Here is a 16599-nt window from a genome sequence, read left to right on the forward strand (position 1 = left end):
TCGAGGGCGCTTCGCGGCAGGCGCTACTTGGTGAGGATGAGCTTGTCGTTGCGCGTGAGGCGAAGGTGATATTCCTGCCCCGCATGCTCGATCACGAGCTCGCGCCCGCGACCGAGCAGCACGCTACTGCTGATGCGTGCCGCGCGCAGCGGTGCGGCCGGTCGATCCGGCAAGATGACGGTCGGCTCCGTGGACGGCGCCTGTGCAGCAATCGAGTCGAGCATGGCCATCGCTCCTTCTATGGGCGCCGTTGATGATAATGATTCTCATTTGAATGTCAACGCATTGATTCGTTGGCTGCGCCACCCACGGCGGCGCCTTGAGTGCCCTCTCCCCGCCGCGTACGGCCTGCGGCAAAAAAATGCAAACCGACGAGCCATCCGTGGTCATCGGGCCAGGAAATCGCGACGCTGCCGCCGTCACCGCGCCACGCCACGCGGGAGCCGAACGGACGGTTCGCCGTTACCATCCGCTGCCGGGCGCGCGTAACGTCCGCCCGCTTCGAACACGACCGTCGGGATCGCCGCGCTTGCACCAGTTTCGCTTCGATGACTTCCGGCTCGATCCTGCGCGGCGCGAACTCTGGCGTGGTGGTGCACTGCTCGCGCTGCCGCCGAAGGCGTTCGACTGCATCGCCTACCTGATCGAGCATCGCGATCGTGCGGTCGGGCGCGACGAGCTCATGGCTGCGGTGTGGGGACGCAGCGAGGTCAGCGACAACCTGCTCGACCAGGTGATGCTGCGGGCGCGGCGCACGCTCGGCGATACCGACGAATCGCGGCGGATGATCCGCACGGTGCCGCGCTTCGGCTACGCGTGGGTCGCGCCGGTCGAGACGATCGACGCGGCGCGCGCACAAGACGGCGGCCCGACGCCCCGTGAACCGGCAGGATCGGTGCCGGATGCGGACGAGCGCGGTGCACTCGACGTCACGATTGCGGCCGCGCGTCCACGGCGCGCCCGCCGCGTACTCGCGGCGATGTTCGCCGGTGCTTCGGCCGTGCTGCTGCTCGCCGTCGCCGTGTGGTGGCCGCGCACGCCGGCACCGCCGCGCACGCACGCGAACGTCGCCCTGCTGCTGCCGGTCGCGGTCGATGCCGATGCGAAGTACGCGTGGGCGCGGCTCGGCGCGATGGAACTCATCGCCGACCGGCTGCGCAGCGCGGGCCAGGCGATGGTGCCGAGCGACAACGTGATCCCGCTCGCGCGCGATCTCGGCAGCAGCGAACCCGACGCGGCGCAGTTGCAGGCGATTGCCGGCGCATCGGCCGCCGCGCTCATACTGCGTGCGCGCGCCAGCCAGTCGGGCGGCTCCTGGCGCGTGAGCGTCCAGAGCCTGCACGGACGCACGCCGCCACTGTTCGTCGAAGGCGACGCGCGCGACCTGCTCGAAGCCGCGCGCATCGCCGCCGATCGCACCGCGACCCAGCTCGGCCTCGTGCCGCCGCACGAGGACGACCTCAGCTCGCCGCGCGAACGCGCGCTGGATGGCGTGCTGCAACAGGCCGAGGCCGCGATGCTCGCCGACCAGCCCGACACCGCGCGTGCGCTGCTCGACACGCTCGATGCGGAGCAGGCCGCGCGCCCAGACGTGCGCTTCCGCCGCGCCGGCATCGATTTTCGCAGTGGCCGCCTCGATGCCGCGCAGGCGACGTTCGAGTCGCTGCTCGCCGCGGGATCGTCCGGCGACGACCCGCTGTTCCGCGCGCGCGTGCTCAACGGTCTCGGCAACGTCGCGCTGCGCCGCGACGACTACGCGACGGTCGAACGCATCGCGGGCAGCGTCATAGCACTGCTCGGCGACGCATCGCCGTCGCCCGAACTCGGTCGCGCGCTGACCGGCCGCGCGATCGCGCGCAGCGCGATGTTTCGCTTCGACGAATCGGTCGCCGATTTCGCGCAGGCGCGCGTCGTGCTCGAGAGCGTGGGCGACCGGCTCGGCCTCGCGCGCATCGATGCCAACCTCGGCATCCTGGAGGCGCGGCGCGACCGCTATGCCGAAGCGCTGCCGCTGCTCGAGCGCGGCGCCGACCAGCTCGCGAATTTCCATGACCTCACGAGCGAGCTGTTCGCGCGCGTCGCGGCGGCGTACGCCAGGCTCTACCAGCTCGACGTGGCCGAGGCGCTCGCCGGCGAGTCGCGCCTGCGCGAACTCGTCGAGCGCGAGCCGAATCCGCAATGGAAGCGCTACGCGACGCTCGCCCGCGTCGACGTGCTCGCGGCCAACGGCCGCCTCGGCGAAGCACATGCCCTGCTCGACGGCGTCGTCGCCGACGCGACGCGCGCGGGCGACGCGCCGTTGCTCGGCTCCGCGCGCATCATCGGCGCGCGCGAGGCGCTCGCCCGCGGCGATTCGGCTGTCGCGGCGAACGAGGCGGCCGACGTGCTGAAGACGAGCTGGCAGGCGGAAACGCCGCGCGAGCAGGCGGGCGCCTGGCTCACGCTCGTACGCGCGCGCCTCGCGCGGGGCGACGTCGCGGCCGCGCGTGACGACGTCGACGCGTTCGCGCGCTGGGCCGGAGGCGACGGAGCGCCGGTCGCCGGGCTCTATGCCGTGCTCGCGCGTGCCGAACACGCCGCGGCGAGCGGCGCGGCCGCGCGGGCGGATGCGGATTTCGCCGCCGCGCTCGCGCAGGCCGAGCGCCAGCGTGTGCCCGAAGACGTGCTGCGCGTGAGCATGGCCTATGCGCAGGCAATGCTCGCACGGGGCGAACTCGCCCGCGCCGGGCCGGTCGCCGCGCGCATGGCGAGCTGGGCGGCACGGAGCTACGACGCCGCGCTGCTGCAGGTGCGCCTCTACCACGCGCTCGCGCAGGTCGAACCCTGGCGCGAGGCACTCGGACAGGCGCGCCGCCTCGCCGGCGAACGCGTCGTGCCGGACGAGCTCACGCGTGAGCCGGTGCGCACCGCCGCGCGCTAAAGCGTTGTCGCAGCTGCTTTTCAGCGGCAGCACAGGACACGCAAAGGGTTCGCGAATGCGAAGCGCAGGTCCGCTCGCCTAGCCTGCGCGACTGGGACTCGGCGACGATCGGCATCGCGCCCTCGTCGACATGCGCGTCCCGCCGCCGAAACCGACGAGAGAGTTCCATGCACGATGTCGCATCCGCGCGCCCGGCGCGCGCCCGCCGCCCACGCCTGCCCGGCCGCTTCCTGTCGCCCATGCTCGGCGCCGCCCTGCTCGTGTTCTGCAACGGCCTGCTCGCCTCGACCGGCGCGGTGCGCACGCCCGCGGCGCAGATCCGCGGCAGCGCGGCCGCGCCCGGCAACCCCGCGACGACCTCGATCGAGATTGCACCGGCGCTGCAACGCCGGCTCGCCGCGGGCGAGCGCAGCGGCTTCGCGATCGAGTTCCGCGAGCGCGCGGATCTTTCCGCCGCTCGCTCGCTCGACTGGACCGCACGCGGCCGCTACGTCTACGAACGCCTGCGCGACACCGCCGAGCGCAGCCAGGCGGTCGTGCGGCGCCTGCTGCGCGAACGCGGCGTCGCGTTCCATGCGTACTGGATCAAGAACACGATCCTCGTCGAGCAGGGCGACATGCAGACCTTGCAGCGCGTCGCGCAATCACCCGGCGTCGCGCGCATCCGCGAGCTGCCGAAGGCTGAACTGATCGCGCCCGAGCATCCGGCCGTGCGCACCGCGGCGCGGCCCCACGACGCCGACGGCGCAACCGACAACGTCGCCTGGATCGGCGCCGATCACGTCTGGAACGACGGCACCACCGGCGACGGCGTCACCGTCGGCATCATCGACGACGGCGTGTTCTACCGGCATGAAGCCGTCGTGCAGCAGTATCGCGGCAACCTCGGCGCGGGCGGCTTCGTGCACGATTACAACTGGTACGCGCCTCTGCTGGAGACGAGCGAGCCCGACGGCTCGCAGGGCCAAGGCCACGGTACCCACGTGACCGGCACGGTCGTCGGCGACAACGGCGCAGGCGACGCGCAGCTGCGCCGCCGCACCGGCGTCGCGCCGGGCGCGCGCTGGATCGCCTGCCTGGGCCTCCCGATCAAGGGGAGCGAATTCGCGCTGCCCGCGTGCGGCGAGTTCATGCTCGCTCCGACGAAGACGGACGGCAGCGCGCCGAACCCGGACCTGCGCCCGCAGGTCGTCAACAACTCGTGGGGCAGCTACTCCCTCTGCGACGGCAGCGCCGACGACTTCTACCGCGACGTCGTCGAGGCCTGGGTCGCCGCGGGCATCTTCCCGGTGTTCGCTGCGGGCAACGCGGGCAACTGCGGCCTGCCCGAGCCGCCGGGCCTGTCGACGGTGACGAGCCCGGATTCGCTCGGCAGCGCGTTCGCGGTCGGCTCGACCGGCAACCACGACGGTGCCTACGCACCGCATTCGTTGTGGGGCCCTGGCCTGGAGGCGAGCGCGGGCCTGCCCGACTACCCCGACCCGCGCGGCTATCCGACGATGAAGCCGCAGGTCGTCGCGCCCGGCGTCGACATCCTCTCCGCGATCGACGGCGGCGATGGCTACGCGACGATGACCGGCACGTCGATGTCCGCGCCGCACATCGCCGGCCTCGTCGCGCTCATGCTCGAAGCGGGCGAATGCCTGCGCGGCGACTACGCGGCGCTCGGCGGCATCCTCATGCAGACCGCCCGGCCGATCGACTACGCGAGCGGCGGCTCGCCGCCGCCCGGCATCGGCAACCTGCCGAACTACGCGACCGGCTGGGGCGAGGTCGACGCGCCACGCGCCGTCGACGCCGCCGCGCACGCGTGCGGACCGCAGGGGTTCATCCGCGGCCGTGTGGAGAGCGCCACGGGCACGCCGATCGCGGGCGCGAAGATCGAGGTGTTCGTCGACGAGAACGTGCGCGTCTACCAGGCGACGAGCGGCATCGACGGCCGCTACGTGCGCCGGATGCCGGTCGACGCAGGCGGCGGTTACACCGTGCGCGTCTCCGCCTACGGCTACCTGCCGTCGAGCGAAGGCGGCGTGCGCGTGCAGGCCGATGCGACGACATTGCACGACGTCGTGCTCGCGACGGCGCCGATGGTCAAGGTGGCCGGCCGCGTCGTCGATGCGGCGACTGGCTGGCCGCTGCACGCGAAGATCACGATCTCTGGCTATCCCGACGGGCCGGTGTGGAGCGATCCCGTGAGCGGGCGCTATTCGGTGCGCCTGCCCGAGGGACGCCCCTATCGCTTCGACGTCGCGAGCGATGTCGCCGGCTATCAGGCGGCATCGCGCGAGCTCGCTTCGGTGGCCGCGGCCGCGGAGCAGGACTTCGCACTCGACGCCGACCTCATCGCGTGCGAGGCGCCGGGTTACACCTACGCGTCGAACGTGCTCGCCGAAACCTTCGAAGACAACGGCAGCGCGCCGCCGCCCGGATGGAGCCGCTCGAGCGCGGGCCTCGGCTGGCTTTTCGGCGACAGCAGCGAAACGAGTGCCTCGATCTTCCCGATTCCCGCGCACGGGCGCTTCGCCGCCGCCAACGACGAACTCGGCGCCGGCGAAGGCTTGGACAACGACGGCCGCAGCGACTACCTGCAATTGCCTGCGCTGAACCTCGCGATCGCCAGCCCGGTGCTGCGGTATCGCAGCTACTACGTCGACACCGGCGGCCACGCGCGTGTCGAGGCGAGCACCGACGGCGGCACGAGCTGGAACGCCCTCGGCGCACCGAAGTCGGCGTACGAGCGCGTCACCTGGACCGACGAGACGCTCGCGCTGTCGGCCGCGGCAGCGAGCGGCGTGCGCCTGCGCTTCCATTCCGACGACGGCAGCAGCGACAACGAGCCGCGCCTCGGCGGACCGTGGGCGATCGACGACGTGCGCGTGGTCGGCGCGTGCACTCCGCCGGCAAGCGGCGGCCTCGTCGTCGGCCACGTGCGCGACGCGAATACGGGCCTCGGCCTCGACGGCGCCGAGGTGCGCATCGCCGGCGGCACCGCCGTCGCGACCCTGCGCAGCGACGATCCGGGTGTCGGCAGCGGCTTCTTCGCCGCGCACGCACCGGGCGGCACGCCGGGCGTCACCGCGACGCGCGGGACGCTGCCGGCGGGCTACGGCGAAGCGTCGGCGTCGGCGAATGTCACGAACGGCGCCACCTCGCGCGTAGACCTCGCACTGCCTGCAGGACGGCTGCGCCTGTATCCGGCGGCACCGGCCGCGACGGTCGAGCTCGGCACCACCGCGCATGCATCGCTGACCGCCGACAACAGCGGCACGGCGCCGCTCGCGTTCGGCTTCGAAGGCCCCGCGATCGAAGAGCACTTCGAAGTCGCGACGTTCCCGCCCGCAGGCTGGGACATCGTCACGGTCGGCGACGGATGTCCGTGGAGCGCGCTCGATCCCGCGCAGGCATGGAACACCGCGGGCGGCGACGGGCGCGCGGCGATGGTCGACCTCTATCCGTGCTGGGGCGGCGAAGCGTCCGATACCGCGCTCGTGTCGCCGCCGCTCGATCTATCGGCCAGCCATACGGCGTCGGTCGGATTCTTCCTGTCGCTGTTCGAAGGCGCCGACAACGCTCCTCGCCTGGACATCGACGCCTCGGCCGACGGCGGCGCGACGTGGACGACCGTCCACAGCGAAACGCGCGAGAACAATGGTAGCGGGCCCGGCGCATTGATCGAACTCGACCTCAGCGCATTCGCCGGCGCGTCCGACGTGCGCGTGCGCTTCCACTACACCGGCACGCCACCGTGGGGCTCGGTGATCATCGACCAGGTGCACCTGTTCGAGTCGATCAATGCGAATGTCCTGCTCGACGTCACGCCCGATCACGGCACGCTCGCCGTGGGCGGGAGCCGTGCGCTCGACATCCTGTTCGATGCGCGCGAACTCGCGCAGCCGGGCGTGTACCGCGTGCCGATCCGCGTCGCCGAAGACACGCCCTACGATTGGCCGTTCGGCGACGTTGAAGCGACGATGACGGTCACTGCACCGGCGAGCTACGGCGCGCTCGTCGGCGCCGTGCGCGGCCTGGGTGCGTGCGATGCGCACCCGGCCGCACTCGCGGGCGCGACGATCGCGATCCATGCCGCGACCGGCGAAAGCTACACGACAACGACGGGCGACGACGGCGCGTACCGCTACTGGGTCGAGGCCTCGCACGGACCGTTCACCCTCACGGTCGAAGCGCCGGCGCACCAGCCCGTGACGCAGGCGTTCGCGGTCGTCGCCGGCAACGACACGCCGGCGGACATCGACCTGCGCGCGCTGCAGCCGTGCCTCGGCACCGATCCGGCGGCGCCGGTCGGCAACGTCGCCGCGGGGCAGTCAATGGCGATCGCGTTCGACCTGCTCAACACCGGCGCAGCGCCGACCGATTGGAGCCTGCGCGTCGGCGGCGATCCGGCCGTGCCTACGCCGGTGCCGCTCGTGCAAACGACGAGCCCGACGCCGACGCAGGACACGAGCTTCGCCTGCATCAACCCGCCGACCGGCTACACGCTCGACAATCGTTACCTGCGCCGCTTCGACCTCGCCACGCGCGGCGCGCCCGTGATGGAAACGACGGTGCGCGGCGTCACCTTCGCGGTCGACTCGGCGATGTCGGCGACGGGCTCGCAACCGGTCACGGTGCGCGTACACGCGCTGCACGGCGAGTTCACGTTCGCGAACCTCGAGCTGCTCGCGGAGAAGACGATCGACGTCGCCGACACGAGCCTCGAGCGCATCAGCGTCACGTTCGACACGCCGCTGCACGTCGCCGGCGACAGCGTGCTCGTCGCCGAGATCCACGTGCCCTCGGGCGTGGCCGGCGCGAGCACGTTCTTTCCGGGCGGCAACAGCGACGGCGAGATCGCGCCGGCCTACTGGGCCGCGCACGACTGCGGCGTCGACGAGCCGCTCGCCTACCCCGAAGCCGGCTTCGACTGGGTCCACCTGATCCTCGAACTCGACACGCGCGCGAGCGATCCGTGCGGCGCGAACGCAGTGCCGGTCGACTGGCTGGCGCTCGCGCCCGCGTCCGGGCACATCGGGTCCGACGCGATGCAGACGCTGCAGGCGCTGTTCGATGCCACGAGCCACGCAGACGGCGTTTACGGCGGTTCGATGTGCCTCGCGAGCGCGACGACCACGCTCGTCGTGCCGGTGACGATGCAGGTCGGCGGGGGCGCCGACGCGATCTTCGCCGACGGCTTCGACTGAACGACGTACGGGCGCGTGGCTGGCCGCCGCGCGCCCGTGCCGCTACACTGCGTGCGCTCCATCGGGGAGTAGCCGCGCGCCGCGCGTGGCGCGCGTCAACACACTTGGCCGGCAGGCCATGGCGCGCGCGGGGTTCCACGGGACCTTCGGCAAGACCTTTGGTTCGTGCAGGCAGTACCGGGCCCGGGACTGCGCGCGCGATCCATTGCGTCCATGTCCCGGCCCGGAGTTCTCATGCAGACCCTGCTCGTTTCGACCGCCGCGGTAGCGATCGCCGAGATCGGCGACAAGACCCAGCTGCTGTCGCTGATCCTCGCCGCGAAGTACCGACGCCCCTGGCCGATCTGCCTCGGCATCCTACTGGCTACGCTCGTCAACCATGCGCTCGCGGGCTCGGCCGGTGCGCTCGTCGCGCAATGGCTGTCGCCGCAGGCGCTCAAGTGGATCGTCGCGCTGAGCTTCTTCGCGGTCGCGCTCTGGACACTCAAGCCCGATTCGGCCGACGACGCCGAGGCCGCGCGTGGCGCCGGCCACGGCGTGCTCGTCGCCACGCTGGTCGCATTCTTCCTCGCCGAGATGGGCGACAAGACCCAGGTCGCGACGGTGGTGCTCGCCGCGCAGTACTCGCCGCTATGGCAGGTCGTCGCCGGCAGCACGCTCGGCATGCTGCTTGCAAACGTTCCGGTCGTCTGGCTCGGCGCGCGGTTCGCGTCGAAGTTGCCGCTGCGCGCCGCGCGCATCGGCGCGGCGTTGCTGTTCGCGGCGCTCGGAACCTGGATCCTGCTGCGCTGAGGTCGCTGTGGCCGGACGCGGCGACGCCCTGCCCCAGCGGAGACGCGCGATCTTTTGTCCCATGTTGCCAATCACGCGCTGGTTGCGCCGCCCGCGCGCGCTGGCGCCCGGCCTCGGTGCCGCGCTGCTGGCGCTCCTGGCGTGCGCGGCCGAAGCGGCGCCGCCGCGCGTCGTCGTCGATGGCCCGGCGGCGACGCGCGATGGGTCGCTGCGCTGGCAGGGCTACCGGCGTTATGCAAGCCGCGAGGGCGTTCCGCGCAACTGGGTCAGTGCGCTCGCCCAGGACGTGGACGGCTTCGTCTACGCGGGCACCGAGGAAGGGCTCTCGCGCTACGACGGTCGACGCTGGACCGACCTGCTCTTTCCGACGGGATCGGCGAAGCGTCCGCCCTACGTGACCGCGCTCGCGGCGACCGCGGACGGCGCGATCTGGGTCGGCACCGACACCGCCGGCCTGTTCGTCCACCGCGGCGGCCGGCTCCAGCCACGAACGCTCGCGCATGCGCGCACCGGCATCACCGCCCTGCAGGCGGACGGCGAGCGCATCTGGGTCGGCACCGAAGACGGCCTCGATGACTGCGACGCGCACGGCTGCCGCACGCTCGAAGCCGCGCGTGGATTGCATGTGCGCAGCCTGCTCGCCGTGCGCGGCGCGGCGAGCGGCGCGCTCTACGTCGGCACGCGCGACGCGGGCGTCGTGCGCATCGACGACGTGCGTGGCACGGCGCGGCGTGCCGATGAACGGCTCACGCGCGCCGAAGGCCTCCCCGACGACACCGTCGAGGCGCTCGCCGAATGGGGTGGCGCGGACGGACGCGATCTGTGGATCGGCACGCCACGCGGCGTCGCCCGCGTCGGCGGCGCGACGCTCGTCGTATACGCGGGCGGATCGGGCTTCCCGGGTGGCGTGAGCCGCTTCGTGCGCATGCCGCAGGCGGGCGGCGACGAGCGCCTCGTGGCGACCTTGCCGACGAATGGCCTTGCCGAGTTCGACGCCGATGGCCACTGGCGGCACACGACGACCGCCAATGGTCTTCCGGAGAACGCGATCAACACCGCGCTGGTGACCGATGCCGGCCAGCCCGCACCTGTGCTGTGGCTCGGCTCCGGCCACAGCGGCGTGCTGCGCGGCGAACCGCAGGCCTGGTCGGCGTTCGGCGAACGCGCCGGCTTGCCGAACCGCGTCGTGGTCGGCATCGGTGAAACGCGCTTCCTCGATGGAAAGCACGCGGTATGGATCGGCACCGGCGGCGGCAGCGTGCGCCGCGACGGCGACGAATGGCGCTCCTGGCTGCCCGCGAAGTACGCGCGCAGCGAAGTATTCGACGTCGTGCGCGCCGGCGAGCACCTGTGGGTCGCCACGCGCGAAGGCCTGCTGCGTGTCGCGCGCGATGGCATCGAGGCCTATACGAGCGCCAATTCGGCACTGCCCGACGACACCGTCCTCGGCTTGCACCTGCAGCCGGGCGGCGAGGAGGGCGACACGCTGTGGCTGGCGACCCGACGTGGCGTCGCGCGCGTGCGGGAGGGCCAGGTGGAAGCGGACGGCATGCGTGGGCAGCCCGCGGATTTCTTCGTGCGGGTACTGCGCGACATCCGCGATGCGGACGGCACGCCGACGCTCTGGGCCGGATCGGAGCACGGCCTGTATTTCTCGCGCGGCGGCGACTGGCAGCGACTCGATTGCGGCGACCTGCGCGACGCCGCGGTGTTCGACCTGCGCGAACGCGGTTCGCCGGGCCGCGCGCACGCCTTGTGGGCTGCGACCATCGGCGGCGTGATGCGCGTCGACCTCGATCGCGATCGCGCGTGCGCGCGTTTCGCGTTGCCGGATGCGGCGGATGCCACGTCGATCTACCAGCTGCAGTTCGACCGGCGCGATCGCATGTACCTGTTCGGCGCGCGCGGCGTGCTGCGCCTGCCGCCAGGCTATCGCGGTGGCGTCGATGCGGATGTCGAGCGGTTCGGCCTTGCCGATGGCCTGCCGGACCTCGAGTTCACGCGCGCCTCGTTGCTCGATGCACAAGGCCGGTTGTGGAGCGGCACGATCGAGGGCGTGGCGATGTACGACCCCGCCGCCGAGCGCCCACCCGCGGCGCCGCGGCCGTTGCGTATCCTCGCCGCGACGGAGGAGGGCAGCGGGCGCGAACTCGGCGAGCACGCCGACCTCGACGAGGCGGCGAGCATCGCATTCGAGCTGAGCCTGCTCGCCTATCAGCGCGATTACCGCACGCGCTACCGGACCCAGCTCGTCGGGCTCGAAGCGCGACCGGGCGAATGGAACGACGATCCGCTGCGCAGTTACAGCCGCCTGCCGCCCGGCCGCTACGAATTCCGCGCATGGGCGCGTGCCGCCGACGGCGTCGAGAGCGGGCCTGTGTTGCGCGCATTGCGCGTGCACGCGCCGTGGTGGCGCCGGCCGTGGGCGATCCCCTGCTACGCGGCAGCGATGATCCTGCTCGGCGTGTTCGCCGGCCGGTTGCGCGCACGCGCATTCGCCGCGCAGGCCCGCGCGCTCGAGCGCGAGGTCGCCGAACGCACGCGCGCGCTCGCCGAGGCCAATCGCCAGCTCGCTCGCGCGTCACTCACCGACCCGTTGACCGGCCTGTGGAATCGCCGCTACTTCGACCTCGAGTTACCGCCCGAATGCGAGCGCGCGATTCGCCGCGCGATGCGCGGCGACCGCGATGCCGATCTCGTCTTCGTGCTCGCCGACATCGACCATTTCAAGCGCATCAACGACAGCTACGGGCATGCGGCGGGCGATGCCGTACTGGTCGAGTTCACCCGGCGCCTCGGCGAGCTGCTGCGCCGCGGCGACATCGCGCTACGCTGGGGCGGCGAGGAATTCCTCGTCGTGCTGCGCGATACCGGGCGCGACCGCGCGTTGGCCTCGGCATCGCGCCTGCGCGAAGCGATCGCGGCGACGCCGTTCGCGATCGGCGAAACGTCGCTGGCGGTCACCTGTTCGATCGGCTGGGCCGCATTCCCGTTCGACCCCGGGGCACCGCGGCTGCACGGCGTCGACCAGGTCATCACGTTCGCGGATGCGGCGCTGTACCGCGCCAAATGCGGCGGTCGCGATCGCGTCGCCGGCGCGCGCGTGGAAGCAGGCATTGTGGCCGGATTCGCGTTCGTCGAAGACGACGACGGCGGCGCCGACGCGGAGTGACCGTGCGCGGCGCCTGCGTCAGAGTGCGTCGGCGTCGAGTTCGCCGGTGCGGATACGCACGACGCGATCGAGCTGCCAGACGAAGATCTTGCCGTCGCCGATCTTGCCGGTGTTCGCCGCCTGGCTGATCGCCTCGACGACGCGCTCGAGCTGGTCGTTGGGGACCGCGACTTCGAGCTTGATCTTGGGCAGGAAATCGACGACGTACTCGGCGCCGCGGTAGAGCTCGGTGTGGCCCTTCTGACGACCGAAGCCGCGCACCTCGGTGACGGTGATACCCTGCACGCCGACTTCGGCGAGCGCTTCACGCACGTCGTCGAGCTTGAACGGCTTGATGATCGCCATGACCATCTGCATCGCGGTCTCCGGTGGCTGGTGCAGCTTCGCGACTATAGCCGATCGACCGGTAGGAAATTTCCTACAGCGCATTCCGAAATCCGCGGATGGCGGCGCCCGCCCGCGCGCCTAGACTGCGCGGTGCGGGGAGGAGCGCCGACGGAACGGCGCCGCAGGGAGGCTCCGGCCGGCGGCGGACATCGCGTTCGCCGCCGGTCGTCCGCACGGAATCCACGAGGCGCACGCGTCCGAACGGCCGGTACAGGCTGCGGTCCGCCCGCTAGGATGTACGCCATCATCAGCATGCAAGGGTGAACGCATGATCCACGTCCAAGCCATCGACACGCTCGCGCAACGTCTCGCCGCCCTCGTTCCGCCAGGCCTGCAGGATGCGCGCGCAGATCTCACGGCGAACTTCCGCAGTGCGCTGCAGTCCGGACTGCGCGACCTCGACCTGGTCACGCGCGAGGAGTTCGACGTGCAGCGCTGCGTGCTGCTGCGCACGCGCGAGAAGATCGAGGAACTGGAGCAGCAGGTCCTCGCGCTCGAGCGCAGCCTCGCCGCGAATACCGCACCCAGGCATTGATCCGGTGCCGCGGCCCGAATCGCCGCGGCTCCTTCGAAACGTCGGGCACGCGCCGTAGCGTCGGCGCGCCGGAGGCGCTCGTCCGCGGCAGGAGGCCGCCCGTATGGATCGCCGCACCGATTTCCCGGGATGCCCGCTGCCCGCCGCAGTTCACCCCATGGCGCGGGCAGCGGGCTCTTTTTCCGCCGACCCGCCGGCGCATGCATGAGTCTCGCGATCGTCTACAGCCGGGCGCAGATCGGCATCGCGGCGCCGCTCGTATCGTGCGAGGTGCATCTGTCGGGCGGCCTGCCGGGCACCTCGATCGTCGGCCTGCCGGAAACCACGGTGAAGGAAGCACGCGATCGCGTGCGCGCGGCCATCCTCAACGCGCAGCTCGAATATCCGCAGCGCAGGGTCACGGTGAATCTCGCGCCGGCGGACCTGCCCAAGGACGGCGGCCGCTTCGATCTGCCGATCGCCCTCGGCGTGCTCGCCGCCAACGGCAGCCTGCCGCGTGCCGCGCTCGACGACTGCGAGTTCATCGGCGAACTCGCGCTGTCGGGGGAACTGCGCGCGGTGCGCGGCGTGCTGCCCGCCGTGCTGCAGGCGACGCGGCGCGGGCGGCGCGTGATCGTGCCGCGCGACAATGCGCACGAGGCGGCGCTGGTCGAGGAAGCCGACGTGCGCGTGGCCGGTTCACTGCTGGAAGTGTGCGCGCATCTTGCCGGGCGCATCGAGCTGCCGCGTGCGGAAGGCGGCGCCATGCCCGACACCGTCGCGAGCGTGTCGCCGTGCCTGGCGGATGTACGCGGCCAGCCGCACGCGCGGCGCGCGCTCGAGGTCGCCGCCGCGGGAGCGCACAACCTGTTGCTGGTCGGTCCGCCGGGCACCGGCAAGACGATGCTCGCGAGCCGCCTGCCCGGCATCCTGCCGCCGCTCGACGAACACGAGGCACTCGAGCTCGCCGCGGTTCGCTCGGTCGCGGGGCACGACACCGACGTCGCGAACTGGAAGCAACGCGCGTTCCGCGCGCCGCACCACACCGCGTCGGCGGCCGCGCTGGTCGGCGGCGGTACGCTGCCGCGTCCGGGCGAGGTGTCGCTCGCACACCACGGGGTGTTGTTCCTCGACGAGATCGTCGAGTTCGACCGCCATGTGCTCGAGGTGCTGCGCGAGCCGCTCGAGTTCGGCCGCATCGCGATCTCGCGCGCCGCGCGCCAGGCCGAGTTTCCCGCGCGTTTCCAGCTCGTGGCCGCGATGAATCCATGCCCGTGCGGCTACGCGGGCGATCCGTCGGGGCGCTGCCGCTGCACGGCGGACGTCGTCGCACGTTATCGCGCGCGCCTGTCGGGTCCGCTGCTCGACCGCATCGACCTCAAGCTCGAGATGCCGCGCGTCGCCCACGCCGAGCTGCGCGACGGCCTCGCGGGCGAGGACAGCGCGACCGTGCGCGCACGCGTCGTCGCCGCGCGCACGCGCCAACTGCAGCGTGCAGGCAAGCCGAATGCGTGGCTCGGCAATCGCGAAGTCGAGCGCGACTGCGCGCTCGACGCGCACCAGCATGCCCTGCTCGACCGCGCGGTCGACCGGCTCGGCCTGTCCGCGCGCGCCTACCACCGCGTGCTGCGCGTCGCCCGCACGCTGGCCGACCTCGCCGGCAGCGACCGTATCGATGCGGTGCACCTCGCCGAGGCGATCCAGTACCGCCGATTCGGCGGCTGAGCGGGTTGCGACATCTTCGAAAGGCCTGCCCGGCTATGATCCTCGTCCGGGACACGACGAATGAATGCAATCCACGACACTTACTGGCTGCTCGCCGGCGGCGCCGCGCTGGTCCTCGTTGGCATCGGCTCGAGCCTGATCGCGCGGCGTTTCGGCGCGCCGTTGCTGCTCGTGTTCCTCGTCGTCGGCATGCTCGCCGGCGTCGACGGCCCGGGCGGCATCCACTTCGACGACGTCGGCACGACCTATCGCATCGGCTCGCTCGCACTCGCGGTGATCCTGTTCGACGGCGGCCTGCGCACGCGGCGGGAGAGCTTCCGCGGCGTGTCGGCGCCGACGCTGCTGTTGGCGACGGTCGGCGTGGTCGTCACCGCGGCGCTGACCAGCCTCGCCGCGCGCGCGCTGCTCGGCCTCGGGCCCGTGCAGGCGTTGCTGCTCGGCTCGGTCGTCGCGTCGACCGACGCGGCCGCGGTGTTCTTCCTGCTGCGCGCCGGCGGCCTGCAGCTGCGTTCGCGCGTCGGCGCGACGCTCGAGATCGAATCGAGCGCGAACGATCCGGTTGCGGTCTTGCTGACGACCCTGCTCGCCGAGTACCTCGCGGCGCCGAGCGGCGTCGCGACATCCGACATCGCGTTCGAGCTCGCGCTTCAGTTCGGCGTCGGCGCGCTCGGCGGTGCCATCGGTGGCGTCGCCATCGCCGCGGCGATGCGCAAGCTCCCGCTGTCCGGTGGCCTCGCCGCTTTGTTCCTCGTCACGGCCGCGCTGTTCGTGTTCGGAGTGACCGGCTGGCTGCACGGCAGCGCGTTCCTCGCGGTGTATATCGCCGGCGTCATCGTCGGCAACCGCAACGTGCCCGGCTTCGCCCATCTTCTGTCGGTGCTCGATGCCGCCACCTGGCTGTGCCAGATCGCGATGTTCCTCGTGCTCGGCCTGCTCGCATCGCCGCATACGCTCGGCACCGCGTTGTTGCCTGCGCTCGGCGTCGCCACGTTCCTCATGCTCGTCGGCCGCCCACTCGCGGTGACGCTGTGCCTCGCGCCGTTCCGCTACGGCAAGCGCGAGATCGGCTTCATCGCCTGGGTCGGCTTGCGCGGCGCGGTCGGCATTTTCCTCGCTTCGATCCCGATGCTGATGCGCCTGCCGAATGCGCAGCTGATTTTCAACGTCGCGTTTATCGTCGTGCTCGCCTCGCTGCTCGTGCAGGGCTGGACGCTCGGGCTGGCCGCGCGCCTGCTCGACGTCGCGCTGCCGCACCGCGACCGCGCGGTGCGGCGCGTCGAGCTCGATCTGCCGGGTTCGCTCGAACGCGAAATGGTCGGCTACTCGGTCGCACCCGGCGCGGCGATCCTCGGTGATGCGGGGCTGCCCGGCTGGGCGCAGCTCGCGATGATCGTGCGCGGCGGCGAGATCCTCATGCCGGAAGCAAGTGGCCCGCTCGCGGGTGGCGACTACGCTTACCTGCTCGCGCCGCCCGGGCGCGTGTATCGCCTCGCCTGGCTGTTCGCGCCGCCCGAGGAAGCGCGCGAGGCCGAGCGCGAGATGTTCGGCGAGTTCAGCTTCGATGCCGACGTGCGCCTCGCCGACGTCGCCGAGTTCTACGCGGTGCCGGTGCGCGCGAAGGACGCGCCGCTCACGCTTGCCGAGCATTTCGCGCGCCGCTACGAACATACGGTCGAGGTCGGCGACCGCGTACGCCTGGGGCCGGTGAGCCTGGTCGCGCGCGAACTCGACGACGAGGGCGTGCGCAAGGTCGGCCTCAAGCTCGAACGCCTCGGCAACGTGCTCGTGCGACGGCCATGGCTCGCACGCCTGATGTCCAAACGTTTCGTCGCGCGCTGAGTGGCGTGTGACGCGGTCTGCGCCCTCGTGCGACCCGCGTCGTTATGATGTG

9 protein-coding genes and 1 riboswitch are annotated in these 16599 nt (G+C 71.9%); of the genes, 7 read left to right on the forward strand and 2 right to left on the reverse strand.

What is annotated here, in order from left to right; translation table 11 throughout:
• Window positions 1–23: 23 nt before the first annotated feature.
• The gene (hemP, locus tag ACTHK2_RS09730; protein ID WP_440245512.1) at window positions 24–224 is read right to left on the reverse strand and encodes a hemin uptake protein HemP; all 201 of its coding nucleotides are present in this window, start codon (window positions 222–224) and stop codon (window positions 24–26) included.
• A 305-nt stretch (window positions 225–529) separates the two neighbouring features.
• Here hemP and ACTHK2_RS09735 point away from each other — a divergent pair, with 305 nt between their 5' ends.
• The 4 genes from ACTHK2_RS09735 (at window position 530) to ACTHK2_RS09750 (ending at window position 12082) form a co-directional block, all read left to right on the forward strand.
• Window positions 530–2920 (forward strand): winged helix-turn-helix domain-containing protein, encoded by a 2391-nt coding sequence (locus tag ACTHK2_RS09735; protein ID WP_440245513.1) that lies wholly within the window; start codon window positions 530–532, stop codon window positions 2918–2920.
• Window positions 2921–3087: 167 nt separating this feature from the next.
• Complete coding sequence (locus ACTHK2_RS09740) at window positions 3088–8118, forward strand: S8 family serine peptidase (RefSeq protein WP_440245514.1); 5031 nt, start codon at window positions 3088–3090, stop codon at window positions 8116–8118.
• A gap of 59 nt (window positions 8119–8177) precedes the next feature.
• Window positions 8178–8265, forward strand: a riboswitch (yybP-ykoY riboswitch).
• Between the two features lie 87 nt (window positions 8266–8352).
• Window positions 8353–8910: a TMEM165/GDT1 family protein gene (locus tag ACTHK2_RS09745; RefSeq protein ID WP_440245515.1), complete on the forward strand. Its 558-nt coding sequence runs from the start codon at window positions 8353–8355 to the stop codon at window positions 8908–8910.
• 61 nt (window positions 8911–8971) lie between these two features.
• Window positions 8972–12082 (forward strand): diguanylate cyclase, encoded by a 3111-nt coding sequence (locus tag ACTHK2_RS09750; RefSeq protein WP_440245516.1) that lies wholly within the window; start codon window positions 8972–8974, stop codon window positions 12080–12082.
• Between the two features lie 18 nt (window positions 12083–12100).
• Here the strand turns inward: ACTHK2_RS09750 and ACTHK2_RS09755 are convergent, their stop codons facing one another.
• Window positions 12101–12439, reverse strand: coding sequence for a P-II family nitrogen regulator (locus tag ACTHK2_RS09755; protein ID WP_131993732.1), 339 nt, complete (start codon window positions 12437–12439; stop codon window positions 12101–12103).
• Between the two features lie 298 nt (window positions 12440–12737).
• Between ACTHK2_RS09755 and ubiK the strand changes: the two genes are divergently transcribed.
• From ubiK to ACTHK2_RS09770, 3 genes are all read left to right on the forward strand, one after another.
• Window positions 12738–13004, forward strand: coding sequence for a ubiquinone biosynthesis accessory factor UbiK (ubiK, locus tag ACTHK2_RS09760; protein ID WP_440245517.1), 267 nt, complete (start codon window positions 12738–12740; stop codon window positions 13002–13004).
• 204 nt (window positions 13005–13208) lie between these two features.
• The gene (locus ACTHK2_RS09765; protein WP_440245518.1) at window positions 13209–14708 is read left to right on the forward strand and encodes a YifB family Mg chelatase-like AAA ATPase; all 1500 of its coding nucleotides are present in this window, start codon (window positions 13209–13211) and stop codon (window positions 14706–14708) included.
• Window positions 14709–14768: 60 nt separating this feature from the next.
• Window positions 14769–16547 (forward strand): potassium/proton antiporter, encoded by a 1779-nt coding sequence (locus ACTHK2_RS09770; protein ID WP_440245519.1) that lies wholly within the window; start codon window positions 14769–14771, stop codon window positions 16545–16547.
• Window positions 16548–16599: the final 52 nt, after the last annotated feature.

Origin of the sequence: Dokdonella sp. (genome assembly GCF_051958935.1) — a bacterium.
Lineage (GTDB): Bacteria > Pseudomonadota > Gammaproteobacteria > Xanthomonadales > Rhodanobacteraceae > Dokdonella_A.

Bases quoted from the DNA above. Each gene is read 5' to 3' on its own strand.
- ACTHK2_RS09770 (WP_440245519.1), top strand. From the start codon at position 14,769: ATGAATGCAATCCACGACACTTACTGGCTGCTCGCCGGCGGCGCCGCG.
- ACTHK2_RS09765 (WP_440245518.1), top strand. From the start codon at position 13,209: ATGAGTCTCGCGATCGTCTACAGCCGGGCGCAGATCGGCATCGCGGCG.
- ACTHK2_RS09740 (WP_440245514.1), top strand. From the start codon at position 3,088: ATGCACGATGTCGCATCCGCGCGCCCGGCGCGCGCCCGCCGCCCACGC.
- ACTHK2_RS09750 (WP_440245516.1), top strand. From the start codon at position 8,972: ATGTTGCCAATCACGCGCTGGTTGCGCCGCCCGCGCGCGCTGGCGCCC.
- ACTHK2_RS09745 (WP_440245515.1), top strand. From the start codon at position 8,353: ATGCAGACCCTGCTCGTTTCGACCGCCGCGGTAGCGATCGCCGAGATC.
- hemP (WP_440245512.1), bottom strand. From the start codon at position 224: ATGCTCGACTCGATTGCTGCACAGGCGCCGTCCACGGAGCCGACCGTC.
- ACTHK2_RS09755 (WP_131993732.1), bottom strand. From the start codon at position 12,439: ATGCAGATGGTCATGGCGATCATCAAGCCGTTCAAGCTCGACGACGTG.
- ubiK (WP_440245517.1), top strand. From the start codon at position 12,738: ATGATCCACGTCCAAGCCATCGACACGCTCGCGCAACGTCTCGCCGCC.